General features: G+C 64.7%; 11 protein-coding genes. All 11 read left to right on the top strand.

Translation table 11 applies throughout. The annotated features are described in order from the left end of the window. The first annotated feature begins 42 nt into the window (after nt 1-42). Entirely contained in the window at nt 43-1,521 is a 1,479-nt protein-coding gene (locus DK391_RS17415; RefSeq protein ID WP_109479217.1) for an aldehyde dehydrogenase family protein, read from the top strand. A gap of 214 nt (nt 1,522-1,735) precedes the next feature. Further along, nucleotides 1,736-2,404, top strand: a complete 669-nt coding sequence (locus tag DK391_RS17410) for a haloacid dehalogenase type II (RefSeq protein WP_109479216.1) — start codon at nt 1,736-1,738, stop codon at nt 2,402-2,404. Nucleotides 2,405-2,435: 31 nt separating this feature from the next. Next, nucleotides 2,436-3,710: an FAD-binding oxidoreductase gene (locus DK391_RS17405; RefSeq protein ID WP_109479215.1), complete on the top strand. Its 1,275-nt coding sequence runs from the start codon at nt 2,436-2,438 to the stop codon at nt 3,708-3,710. Nucleotides 3,711-3,791: 81 nt separating this feature from the next. Then, nucleotides 3,792-5,414, top strand: a complete 1,623-nt coding sequence (locus tag DK391_RS17400; protein ID WP_109479214.1) for an ABC transporter substrate-binding protein — start codon at nt 3,792-3,794, stop codon at nt 5,412-5,414. 69 nt (nt 5,415-5,483) lie between these two features. Continuing rightward, nucleotides 5,484-6,440, top strand: coding sequence for an ABC transporter permease (locus DK391_RS17395; RefSeq protein ID WP_109479213.1), 957 nt, complete (start codon nt 5,484-5,486; stop codon nt 6,438-6,440). Beyond that, nucleotides 6,437-7,393 carry an ABC transporter permease gene (locus DK391_RS17390; protein WP_109479212.1) on the top strand — a complete coding sequence of 319 codons (957 nt, stop codon included), beginning with the start codon at nt 6,437-6,439 and terminating at the stop codon, nt 7,391-7,393. Before DK391_RS17395 ends, DK391_RS17390 begins: the two co-directional genes overlap by 4 nt. Next, complete coding sequence (locus tag DK391_RS17385) at nt 7,390-9,219, top strand: ABC transporter ATP-binding protein (protein WP_109479211.1); 1,830 nt, start codon at nt 7,390-7,392, stop codon at nt 9,217-9,219. The genes DK391_RS17390 and DK391_RS17385 overlap by 4 nt, the downstream gene beginning before the upstream one ends. After that, nucleotides 9,216-9,536, top strand: coding sequence for a (2Fe-2S)-binding protein (locus DK391_RS17380; protein ID WP_109479210.1), 321 nt, complete (start codon nt 9,216-9,218; stop codon nt 9,534-9,536). The genes DK391_RS17385 and DK391_RS17380 overlap by 4 nt, the downstream gene beginning before the upstream one ends. Next, nucleotides 9,515-11,086, top strand: a complete 1,572-nt coding sequence (locus tag DK391_RS45310) for an NAD(P)/FAD-dependent oxidoreductase (RefSeq protein ID WP_239482863.1) — start codon at nt 9,515-9,517, stop codon at nt 11,084-11,086. The genes DK391_RS17380 and DK391_RS45310 overlap by 22 nt, the downstream gene beginning before the upstream one ends. Next, nucleotides 11,083-12,282 carry an FAD-binding oxidoreductase gene (locus DK391_RS17365; protein ID WP_109479209.1) on the top strand — a complete coding sequence of 400 codons (1,200 nt, stop codon included), beginning with the start codon at nt 11,083-11,085 and terminating at the stop codon, nt 12,280-12,282. Before DK391_RS45310 ends, DK391_RS17365 begins: the two co-directional genes overlap by 4 nt. Next, nucleotides 12,279-12,623 (top strand): AraC family transcriptional regulator, encoded by a 345-nt coding sequence (locus DK391_RS17360; protein WP_109479208.1) that lies wholly within the window; start codon nt 12,279-12,281, stop codon nt 12,621-12,623. The genes DK391_RS17365 and DK391_RS17360 overlap by 4 nt, the downstream gene beginning before the upstream one ends. Nucleotides 12,624-12,755 lie beyond the last annotated feature (132 nt).

Below are 12,755 nucleotides of genomic sequence, written 5' to 3'. Positions count from 1 at the left end.
CCTACGATTTCCAGCATCGAAGGCAATCGAGGACTCACGCAAATGGACCGTTTCGATCCCAACACGATCGGCGTGCGCAGTGGACATTTCATCGGCGGCGCGTATGTCGATGAAGCAGGGCCCCGCATCGACGTCGCGCGGCCATCCGATGGCGTCGTGTACGCGTCGCTGCCCGTGGCCGATGCGGCGATGATCGACCGTGCCGTGCAGAACGCATGGACTGCGTGGCGAACGAGCGGCTGGGCGCGCATCGCGCCGCGCGAACGGGCGCGCGTGCTGCGCCGTTTCGCCGATCTCGTCGCCGCCGATGCGCAAACGCTCGCACCGCTCGAAGCGCTCGGCTCGACGCGGCCCATTCGCGACACCTTCAACTGGGACGTGCCGTTCACCGCCGAAGGGATCCGCTTCTACGCGGAGTTCGCCGACAAGATCGGCGGCGATGTGGTGGCGACCGATCACGATCATCTCGGCATGACGATCGCCGAACCGTACGGCGTGATCGGCGCGATTGCACCGTGGAATTTTCCGCTGGTGATGGCGTCGTGGAAGATCGCGCCCGCGCTCGCGGCGGGCAACGCCGTCGTGCTGAAGCCCTCGGAGATGACGCCGTTTTCCGTGCTGCGCCTCGCCGAACTGGCGGTTGAAGCGGGCGTGCCGCCCGGCATCTTCAATGTCGTGCAAGGTGACGGACGCACGACGGGCGATGCGCTCGTGCGGCATCCGCGCATCGCCAAGGTGACGTTCACGGGTTCGACGCGCACGGGCGCGGCCATCATGGCGGCCTGCGCCGAAACCGGCACGAAGCCCGTCACGCTCGAACTGGGCGGCAAAAGTCCACAAATCGTGTTCGCCGACGCGCCGCGTCTCGACGACGTCGCGCGCCGCATTGCCGGCGCGATCACGGCCAATGCCGGACAGGTGTGCGTGGCGGGTTCGCGGTTGCTGGTCGAACGATCGATCGCAGACGGACTCGCTGACCGTATCCAGCGCATCTTCAGCGAACTGAAAGCCGGTCCGACCTGGACGCCGGGCGCGACGCTGCCGCCGATCATTTCGGAGCCGCAGGCGGCGCGCATCGAAGGCATTGTCGAACGCAGTGTGGCGAGCGGCGCGCAACTGCATTGCGGCGGCCAGCGCGCTGACGCAGCCACGCCGGGCGCGTTCTATACGCCAACGCTACTCACCCACGTCACGCAGCAGACGCCAGCCGTGCGCGAAGAAATCTTCGGCCCCGTGCTGACCCTGCAAACCTTCGACACCGAAGACGAAGCGCTCGAACTCGCCGCGCATCCCGACTACGGCCTTGCCGCCGGCGTGCACACCGCCGATCTGGGCCGCGCGCTGCGCATGGTGCGCGGCATCGAGGCGGGCACGGTGTGGGTGAACCGCTACGGCCGCACCAGCGATTTCATGATCCCGACAGGCGGCTACAAGCGCTCGGGCCTGGGCAAGGATCTCGGGCGGCAGGCGTACGAAGCGAACCTGCGCTTCAAGAGCGTGCTGATCGACGCGAGGGTCTGACGAATCCGGGCAATTCTCTACGCTGCGTTAGCGCGAAAAACGCCGCCGCATAGTCTGCTGCCGATGCCCCTCAAAACGCGTGGTTTGTATCGCCGGGACCCGTCGAATCAGCGCCAGCCGGATTTTTTGCACTGTTTAAATTTTTCACAGGGATGCGATTCCTGTTTTCGCCACTGAACTCCCGATGAGTTCACAACACGATAGGACTGACACCATGATCGATTTCGAGCCGAAGTACATCACATTCGACTGCTACGGCACGCTGACGAAGTTCCGCATGGCCGACATGGCGCGCGAGATGTACGCGGACCGCCTGCACGGTTCCGAACTGGAGCAATTCGTTGCTTTCTTCGCGGGCTATCGCCGCGATGAAGTGCTCGGCGCATGGAAGCCGTATCGCGATGTGATCGTCAATTCGGTGCGCCGTGCGTGCAAGCGCATGAACATCGAGTTCAACGAAGCCGAAGCCGAAAAGTTCTACCTCGCCGTGCCGACGTGGGGCCCGCATCCGGACGTGCCCGAAGGCCTGTCGCGTCTGGCGAAGAAGTACAAGCTGGTGATCCTGTCGAATGCGTCGAACGATCAGATCCAGAGCAACGTCGACAAGCTCGGCGCGCCGTTCCATCGCGTGTTCACCGCGCAGCAGGCGCAGTCGTACAAGCCGCGCATGCAGGGCTTCGAATACATGTTCGACCAGCTGAACTGCAATCCGCAAGACGTGCTGCACGTGTCGTCGAGCCTGCGCTACGACCTGATGACGGCGCACGACATGGGCATCAAACACAAGGCCTTCGTCAAGCGCGGCCACGAGCCCAGCACGCCGTACTACGAGTACTACGAAGTCGACACGATCGGCGATCTCGCGACGCAACTCGGCCTTTGATTCAAGCAGCGCATCCACGCAAGGACACCCGATGAAACTCGACTCCTACTGGCTCGACACCGCGCCCGCCGGCATTCAGGCGAGCGAAGGGCCTGTTGACGGACATGTCGATGTCGCTGTGATCGGCGGCGGTTTTACCGGGTTGTCCGCTGCGCTGGCGTTGGGCAAGCGTGGCGCATCCGTAGCCGTGCTCGATGCGGGCCGGATGGGCGGCGGCGCGTCGGGACGCAATGGCGGCCAGTGCAATACGGGCGTCGCGCAGGATTACGCGGCGCTGCGCGCGCAACTCGGCGTGGAGCGTGCGCAGGGTTGCTATCGCGCGTATGCGGCGGCTGTCGATACGGTTGAACGCGTGATTCGCGAAGAGCAGATCGATTGCGACTATCTCGCGTCGGGCAAGCTGAAGCTCGCCGCGAAGCCGCATCATCTCGCGCATCTCGAACAGACCGCCGAACTGATCCGCCGCGAAGTCGATCCCGATGTCGAGATCATCTCGCGCGACGCGATCCGCAGTGAAGTCGAGTCGGACAGCTTTTACGGCGGCCTGCTGCAAAAGCGTGGCGGCCAGATGCATATGGGCAGGTTCGCGGTTGGTCTCGCAAACGCGGCCGCACGCAAGGGCGCCAAGCTGTTCGAGCACGCTGCCGTCACATCGATTGCAAAGGATCACAGCGCGTATCGCATCGAGTCGTCGCGCGGCACGTTGCGGGCAGACCAGGTGTTGATCGCAACGGGTCCGTCGCGTCATGGGCCGTTTGGCTGGTATCGACGCAGGCTCGCACCTGTCGGCTCGTTCATCGTCGTGACGGAGCCGTTGCCCTCCGATCTGCTGGCGCGCCTGCTGCCGCAGCGCCGTTCATACACGACCAGCCGACTGATGCACAACTACTTCCGCGTCACGCCCGATTCGCGCCTGCTGTTTGGCGGGCGCGCGCGTTTTACCGCATCCGAGCAGCCTTCCGATGCCAAAAGCGGACGCATCCTGCAAGCCAACCTTGCACAGACCTTCCCGAGCCTCTCGCATGCCCGCATCGACTATTGCTGGGGCGGACTCGTCGACATCACGGCGGACCGTCTGCCGCGCGCCGGACAGCATGACGGCATCTACTTTTCGATGGGCTATAGCGGCCACGGTACGCAGATGTCGACGCACATGGGCCAGGTGATGGCCGAGGTGATCGGCGGCAATGCGGCGGCTAACCCGTGGCGCGATTTCGACTGGCCTGCGATTCCGGGACACACGGGCAAGCCGTGGTTCCTGCCGCTGGTCGGCGCGTATTACCAGATCAAAGATGTTTTCTACTGACGTCATCGGTTGACGTCACGCACACAGACAGCCCGAAGCTGCCGATTGATTTCCCCAAGACCCTCTGACGCGGAGAGTTTCATGAGCATCGATAAATCGCCTGAAGCAGTCGCCCAAGCCGGCATCCGGCTCGAAGAGTTGACGCGGCGCGGCGCCTCGCGGCGCGACGTCCTGCGCGCGATGGCAGCAGGCGGCCTGATGTCGCTGACGGGCGCCGGCCTGCTTGCGGCCAGCAGTGGCGCGTTCGCACAGACGCAAGCCAGGCCGAAGCAGGGCGGCAAGATCCGCGTGGCGACGCAGTCGGCTTCCGCCGCCGATACGCTCGACCCCGCCAAGGGCGCACTCGGCACCGACTACGTGCGCGCCAATATGTTCTACAACGGCCTGACGGAACTCGATTCGCACCTGGGCGCAAAGATGGCGCTGGCGGAATCGCTGGATACGAAGGACGCGACCGTGTGGGTGGTCAAGCTGCGCAGCGGCGTACAGTTCCACGACGGCAAGTCGCTCACGCCGAACGACGTGATCTATTCGCTGATGCGTCACAAGGACCCCGCTGTCGCCTCGAAAGCGAAGACGCTCGCCGATCAGATCAAGGAAGCGAAGGCCACCGGCCCGAACGAAGTGACGATCACGCTCGTAGGCGCCAATGCGGATCTGCCCGTGATTCTCGCGACCTCGCACTTCCTGATCATCAAGGACGGCACGACCGACTTCAAGACGGCGGTCGGCACAGGCCCGTTCAAGCTGAAGGAGTTCTCGCCTGGCGTGCGCACGGTCGGCGTGCGCAACGAGAAGTACTGGAAGCCCGGCATGCCGCATCTCGACGAAGTGGAACTGATCGGTATCGGCGACGAATCGGCGCGCGTAAATGCGCTGCTGTCAGGCGACGTGCAACTGATCAACGCCGTCAGCCCGCGCTCGACCTCGCGCATCAAGGGCACGCCCGGTTTCTCGGTACTGGAGACGAAGACTGGCCAGTACACGGACCTTATCATCCGCGACGATGGCGGCATCACCGGCACGGCCGATTTCCGCCGTGGTCTGATGCATCTGATGGATCGCGAACAGATCCGCCGCGCGGTGTTTCTCGGCTACGGTGCGATCGGCAACGATCAGCCTATCGATCCGACCAACAAGTACTACCTGAAGGGTCTGCCGCAACGCGCGTTCGACCCTGAGAAGGCGAAGTTCTACTTCCAGAAAGCGAAGCTTGGCAGCGCGCCGGTGCAACTGTACGCATCGCCGGCAGCGGAAGGCTCTGTCGAAATGGCGATGCTGCTGCAGCAGGTCGCGCCGCAAGCGGGCCTCAATCTGCAAGTGGTGCGCGTGCCGTCGGACGGCTACTGGTCGAACCACTGGATGAAGCATCCGCTCGGCTACGGCAACATCAACGCGCGACCGAGCGCCGACGTGCTGTTCACGCAGTTCTTCAAATCCGACGCGCCGTGGAATGAAGCGAACTGGAAGAACCCGAAGTTCGATCAGATGCTGGTGGCCGCACGCGGCGAACCGGATGACACGAAGCGCAAGCAGATCTACGGCGACATGCAGCAGCTCGTGCATGAAGACGGCGGCATCGGCATTCCGATGTTCCAGAGTTCGCTCGACGCGCATTCGTCGAAGCTCCAAGGCCTCGGCTCGATTCCGCTGGCGGGGTTGATGGGTTTCATGTTCGCCGAGATCGTCTGGCTCGACGCCTGAGCGACGCATGTCATGCAGGCGCGCCGCCGCGAGGCGGTGCGCGGTCTCAAACGAAGGAGGCGATATCCGATGAAAGCCCAAGCGCAACGACTTATCGCCGCGCGCCTCGGTCTCGCGCTGCTCACGCTGTTGCTGGTGTCGGCCATCGTGTTCGCGATCACGGGCCTGCTGCCCGGCGACGCAGCACAACAGGCGCTCGGCCAGGCCGCAACGCCCGAACAGGTCGCGGCCCTGCGCCATCAGTTCGGCCTCGACCAGCCCGCGCTGACGCGCTATGTCCAGTGGCTCATGCATGTGGTGAGCGGCAACTTCGGCACGTCGCTGTCGAACAATCTGCCCGTCAGCGAACTGATCGCGACGCGGTTGCCTAATTCGCTGGTGCTTGCCGGTCTTACTGCATTGGTGTCGGTGCCTGTTGCGCTGGTGATCGGCGTTGTGTCGGCGATGTTTCGCGGCTCGCTGCTCGACCGCACGCTCAACGTGCTGACGCTCTCGACTGTCGCGGTGCCCGAGTTTCTCATCGCGACCATCGCCGTGCTGGTGTTTGCCGTGAAGCTGCGCTGGTTGCCGGCGCTGTCGTATCTGTCGGAGGTGACGTCGTTCGGTGCGTTGCTGCGCATCTACGCGATGCCCGTGATGACGCTGTGCTGCGTGATCGTCGCGCAGATGGCGCGCATGACGCGTGCGGCCGTGCTCGATCAGCTGAATGCTTCGTATGTCGAGATGGCATTGCTCAAGGGCGCGTCGCCGATGCGCATCGTGCTGCGCCATGTGCTGCCCAACACGATCGGTCCGATTGCGAATGCCGTTGCGCTGAGCCTGTCGTATCTGTTCGGCGGCGTAGTGATCGTCGAATCGATCTTCAACTATCCGGGACTTGCGAGCCTGATGGTCGATGCCGTCACGAACCGCGACATGCCGCTGGTGCAGGGCTGCGTGATGGTGTTCTGCGCGGCGTATCTCGCACTCGTGCTGATCGCCGATCTGTGTCAAATCATCTCCAACCCGAGGCTGCGTCAACGATGAACCGACCCGCCACATCTCACGCGACGACCGTTCTCTACGCGGCGCCCGACGACGAAGCCCGGCCTTGCGCCGATGCCGTTCAGGAAACGCCTGCCGAAACGCCGATCGTCAAACGCAGCGCCTTGCGCCGCCTCACTGACCGCTTTTCGACGCTCGGCCTGATTGGCTTTGCGATTGTCGTGTTCTGGCTCGGCGTGGCGTTCATCGGGCCACTCGTTGCGCCGTACAAGGGCGGCGCGGTGACGTCGACGGAAATCTTCGGCTTGTACAGCGCAGCGCATCCACTCGGCACCGACTATCTGGGCCGCGACATGCTGAGCCGCGTGCTGTACGGCACGCAGTACACGGTCGGGCTTGCGCTTGCGTCGACGTTGGCGGCGAGTTGCATCGGCACGTTCTTCGGGCTGCTGGCAGCCGTGTCTGGGCGCTGGGCCGACGAAATGCTCAGCCGCCTGTTCGATGCGCTGATCTCGATTCCGAGCAAGGTGCTTGCGCTGGTGGTGATCGCCGCGTTCGGCTCGTCGGTGCCGATGCTGATCATGGTCGCGGCACTTGCGTACATTCCCGGCGCGTTTCGCATCTCGCGCTCGCTCGCCGTCAACCTGATGACGCTCGAATACGTGCAGGTCGCAAAGGCGCGCGGTGAAGGGCTGTTCTATATCGCACGCGTCGAAGTGCTGCCGAACATGATGCATCCGATGCTCGCCGACTTCGGCTTGCGCTTCGTGTTTATCGTGCTGCTGCTGAGCGGCCTGAGCTTTCTCGGCCTCGGCGTGCAGCCGCCCAACGCGGATTGGGGTTCGCTGGTGCGCGAGAACATCGGCGGCCTCGCGGAAGGCGCACCCGCCGTGCTGATGCCCGCCGTCGCCATTGCGACGCTGACCATCGGCGTGAATCTGCTGATCGACAGCCTGCGCCGTCGCGGTGCGCGCGCTCACGGAGGCGGCAAATGAACATGATCGAAGTGAAAGGCCTGCGCGTGGTCGCGGGCGCGGCGCCGGACCCTGTCGTCGAAATCGTGAAGGGCGTCGATTTCAGCGTGAAGAAGGGCGAAGTGCTGGCGCTGATCGGTGAATCGGGTTCGGGCAAGACGACGATTGCATTGTCTTTGCTCGGTCACGCGCGCGGCGGATGCGCGATTGCGGGCGGCTCGGTGAAGATCGGCGGCGTGGAGGTGTTGTCGCTCGATGAGACAGGACGGCGCGCGTTGCGCGCGCGCACCGTCGCTTATGTTGCACAGAGCGCGTCGGCGGGCTTCAATCCGGCGCGCACGATCATGGATCAGGTGACGGAACCCGCACTGCTGCACAAGCTGATGACGCCCGCCGCCGCGCGAGCGAAGGCCGTCGAACTGTTCCGCGCGCTTGCGCTGCCCGCGCCGGAGACGATCGGCGCGCGCTACCCGCATCAGGTGTCGGGCGGTCAGTTGCAGCGCCTGATGGCGGCGATGGCGCTGATTACAGATCCCGCTGTGGTCGTGTTCGACGAGCCGACCACGGCGCTCGACGTGACCACGCAGATCGAAGTGCTCGCCGCATTCAAGAAGGTGGTGCGCGAACTCGGCACGACGGCTGTGTACGTATCGCACGATCTCGCCGTGGTCGCGCAGATGGCCGACCGCATCGTCGTGCTGAACGGCGGCACCGTGCGCGAGAACGGCACGACGGCGCAAGTGCTCGACGCACCCGCCGACGATTACACGCGTCAGTTGCTCGCCGCGACGCAACGTCGCGAGCCTGAGCTGGCAGTGAAAGAGAGCGATGCGCCGCCGCCGCTGCTCGAAATCCGCAGCCTGAGCGCGGGCTACGGACGCATCGACGCGAACGGCGTGCCCGCCGTGCGCGTGCTCGACAATGTGAGCCTGAAGATCGCGCGCGGTAGCACGCTTGGTGTGATCGGCGAATCGGGTTCCGGCAAGACGACGCTCGCGCGCGTGGTGGCGGGTCTCGTCGATCGTGCGCGCGGCGAGGTGTTGCTCGACGGCAAGCCGCTGCCCGCGAAGCTCTCGGCGCGCACGCTGGAGCAATACCGGCGCGTGCAGATCGTGTTCCAGAACGCGGACACGGCGCTCAACCCGAGCCGCACGATCGCCGATATTCTCGCGCGTCCGATGAATTTCTATCACGGCCTGCGTGGCGCGGCAGCGCACAAGCGCATGCTCGAACTGCTCGATCTCGTGAAGCTTCCCGCTGCCGTGGCGAAGCGTCAGCCGGGCGGGCTGTCGGGCGGGCAGAAGCAGCGCGTGAACCTGGCGCGTGCGCTCGCGGCGAATCCTGCGCTGATTCTCTGCGACGAAGTGACCTCCGCACTCGATACCGTGGTCGGCGCAGCGATTCTCGATCTGCTCGGCGAATTGCGGCGCGAACTGGGCGTGTCGTATATGTTCATCAGCCACGACATCTCGACCGTGCGGGCGATCTGCGATGAAGTGATCGTGCTGTACGCGGGGCAATGCGTCGAAGCGGGCCAGCGCGATGCGCTGTCGGCGCCGCCGTATCACCCGTACACGGGGCTGCTGGTCGATTCCGTGCCGGCGCTGCGGCCGGGCTGGCTCGACTCGCGGCGGGCCGTGACGGCGGGCACATTGCCTGCCATGGCCGCGTCTGTGGATGCGCATGACTTGTGCAGTTTCCGCACGCGCTGTACCGCGCGTATCGATGGAAAGTGCAATGTCACGCCGCCTTCGATCAAGAAGCTGCCGTCGGGCGCGCAGATTCTTTGCCATCATTCGGCGGCAGAGCTGACGCGCATGCAGACCGCCGATACGGTGGCGGCATGAAGGCGCGCTTCGTCAGAGTGGCGGAGACGGGGCGCAAGACCTTCGACATCACCGTCGATGGCATCGTCACGCAGGCAGCCGAAGGCGACACGCTGATGGTCGCGCTGTTGACCGCGCAGGACGCGTTGCGCGACTCAGAATTCGGCGACGGCCGCCGCGCCGGTTTCTGCGTGATGGGCGCATGCCAGGACTGCTGGGTCTGGACCGCGCAGGGCGAGCGCGTGCGTGCCTGCACGACGCCTGCGGCGCCGGGCATGTCGATCGTCACGCGCATCGCGCTTGCCGGGGAGGGCGTATGGCCGCGCATCGCGACGTGACGTCACTGCGGGTGATCGTGATCGGCGCGGGGCCGGCGGGCGTGCGCGCCGCGCAGGCGCTGGTCGAAGCAGGGCTGCGGCCGGTCGTGATCGACGAAGGGCGCCGTGATGGCGGCCAGATCTATCGGCGCCAGCCTGAAGGCTTCTCGCGCTCCTACGCCACGCTGTACGGGACGGAGGCGGCGCGGGCCGCGTCGCTGCATCACGATTTCGACGGCTTGCGGGCGCACATCGACTATCGGCCCGACACGCTGGTGTGGAATATCGGCACGAAGGCGGTGCATGTGGTGAGCGGCACGCGCTACGGCGAGATTCCATTCGATGCGCTGATCATCTGCAGCGGTGCGACCGACCGGCTGATGCCCGTGTCCGGCTGGCATCATGCGGGCGCGTACAGTCTGGGCGGCGCGCAGGTCGCGCTGAAGTCGCAGGGCTGCGCAGTAGGCGCGCGCACCGTGATGATGGGAACCGGGCCGCTGCTGTATCTCGTCGCCGCGCAATACGTGAAGGCGGGCGCCACGGTGAGTGCCGTGCTCGACACCTCGACGCTTGCGCAACGCGTGCGCGCGTTGCCTCAGTTGCTGGCTATTCCTTCGACGTTATTCAAAGGTATCGCCTTGATGCGCGTGCTGCGTCGCGCGCGTGTGGCAGTGCATCGCGGCGTGACGCCGGTGGTGATCGACGGTTCGACGGAACAGGGCGTGACGGGCGTGCGCGTGAAGCTTGCCAGCGGCGCGAATTTGGACGTGGCATGCGATGCCGTCGCGCTGGGTTATCACTTGCGGTCCGAGACGCAGCTTGCCGATCTCGCCGGCTGCGAGTTCCGTTTCGACGATGCGACACAGACGTGGCTGCCGCACATCGATACGGATGGCCGCAGCAGTGTAGCGGGCGTGTATCTGGCAGGCGATGGCGCGCGCGTACGCGGCGCCGATGCCGCTGAGCGCGCAGGACGGCTTGCTGCGTTGGCGGCGCTGGCTGATGCGCTGGGTGGCGCAGAGAGCCAGGGACAGGAGCGCGCGACAGGCGACACGAGGAGCGACATGAAAGCCGACGCAAGGCTCGCGACGAAGGGTAACGCCAAGGGCGACTCAACGGGCCGCGCGACACGTGTCGCCGACGTCGAGCGAAAAGGCGTTGCGCAACTACGCGCCGAGCTTGCGCGGTACACGCGCTTCGCGGCGGGTTTGCGCGCGGCGTTCCCGTGGCCCGCGCGCCTTGCAGCGACGCTGCCCGACGAGACTATCGTATGCCGTTGTGAAGCGATCACGGCGGGCGAATTGCGGCGCGTGGTGCGCGACCTGGGCGCCCAGGAGGCGAATCGCGCGAAGGCATTTTCGCGTGTCGGCATGGGGCGTTGCCAGGGGCGCTTCTGCGCGCATGCTGGCGCGGAAGTCATCGCTGCCGAAGCTCGCGTGCCGGTCAAAGCCGTTGGACGGCTACGCGGTCAGGCGCCCGTCAAGCCGCTGCCGATGTCGCTGGTGTCCACGCACGCCACGGCCGCCGCTTCGGAAAACAACGAAAGCCACGCACAGGAGTTCAGCGAATGACGGATCGGGCCGATGTGATCGTGATCGGCGGCGGGATCGTCGGGACAACGACGGCGTTCTTTCTGCGCCGCAGGCAACGTTCGGTGATCGTGCTCGAACGTGGCTTGACGGGGCAGCAGGCGAGTGGTGTGAACTTCGGCGGCGTGCGCCGTCAGGGCCGCGCGCTGACCCAGCTTGCGATGGCGAATCGCGCGCTCGAAACGTGGCGGCGTTCGAAAGAACTGCTCGGTGAAGACGTGGAGTGTCTCGCGTCCGGTCATACGCGCGTTTGCTATCACGCGCGCGACGCCGACTATTTTTATCGGTATGCAGCGGAGGCGCGCGCTTACGGGCTCGATCTGGAAGTGCTCGACGGCGCGGCGATGTTCAGACGCTTTCCGTTCCTCGGACGCGAGGTGCTGGCCGCGTCGATTTCGCCACTCGATGGTCATGCCAATCCGCGGCTGGCTGCGCCGGCGTTTGGGCGTGCGGCGGCGCGGCTGGGCGCGCGCGTCGTCGAGAATACGGAGATCGTGCGGGTCGAGCGCGAGGCGGGCGGCTTCAGGGTCGAGAGCGCGGCGGGCGACGTGTATCGGGCGGAACAGGTGTTGATCTGCGCGGGCGCTTGGGCGAATGCGCTGTCGGCGCAATTTGGCGAACCCGTGCCGCTGGTTGCACGCGGGCCGCAGATGGCGGTGACCGAGCCGGTGCCATACGTGTTTGGATCGTCGATGGGTGTGTACACGTCGATCAAGGAAGAGAGCGTGTACTTTCGGCAGATTCCGCGCGGCAATATCGTGCTGGGTGGCGGGCCGTCCGGTCCCGCCGATATCGGCACGCGACGGGCGTCGGTGTTGCCGGAAAACACGGTGCAGCAGATGGCGCAATTCCGGCGGCTCGTTCCGGCGCTCGGGGCGTTGAATGTGATTCGGGTGTGGAGTGGTGTCGAGAGTTATTTGCCTGATTCCGAGCCTGTGATCGGGGCGAGTTCTGCCGTGCAGGGCCTGTTTTATGCGTTCGGATTTAGCGGGTCCGGGTTTCAGATTGGGCCGGGTGTCGGGGAGACGCTTGCTGAACTGATCGATACGGGGCGTTCTGTTATTCCACTCGATGCGTTTTCGATTGCGCGGTTTCAATGCGGTGGGTCTTTGCAGCATGCAGTTGCGTCTGCGCCGGCTTCCGATTCTGCTTCTGCTTCTGTTGAGGCTTCTTCATGAGTGCCATTCAGTCGTCTTCTATCGCGCTGCGGGATGCGCTTGTTTATATCGAGGCAAATTTCGATAAGGCTGTGAGTCTTGCTCAACTGGCTGAACTGTCGGCGCTTAGTGTTTCGCGATTTGCTACTGTGTTCAGGCAGCAGGTGGGGCTGTCGCCGTATCGGTATCTGTGCGGTGTGCGCGTTCGGCGTGCGCAGACTCTTCTGCTGGCAGGCGTGCCAGGGGCTGTTGTTGCTACTGAAGTCGGGTTCTTTGATCAGAGCCATCTGGCTCGGCATTTCAAAAGGTTTTGTGGCGTGACGCCGAGTGTTTTTTTGCAGAAGGCTAAGGGGGTGGGGTGAGGGTTTTTTTTGCTGGCATCCGCGGTTTGTTAGTGGTGCTGCAGGCGTTGCCCCTGTGCGGGGCGGCACCTACTTTTCATTGCAGCGGCAAAGAAAAGTAGGCAAAAGAAAGCCGCTGAACACCACCCTCTA

The organism is Paraburkholderia sp. C35 (genome assembly GCF_003121405.1).
Classification (GTDB): Bacteria; Pseudomonadota; Gammaproteobacteria; order Burkholderiales; family Burkholderiaceae; genus Paraburkholderia.
The sequence above is the reverse complement of the archived record's forward strand: the minus strand, read 5'-3'. Positions and strand labels throughout refer to the sequence as shown.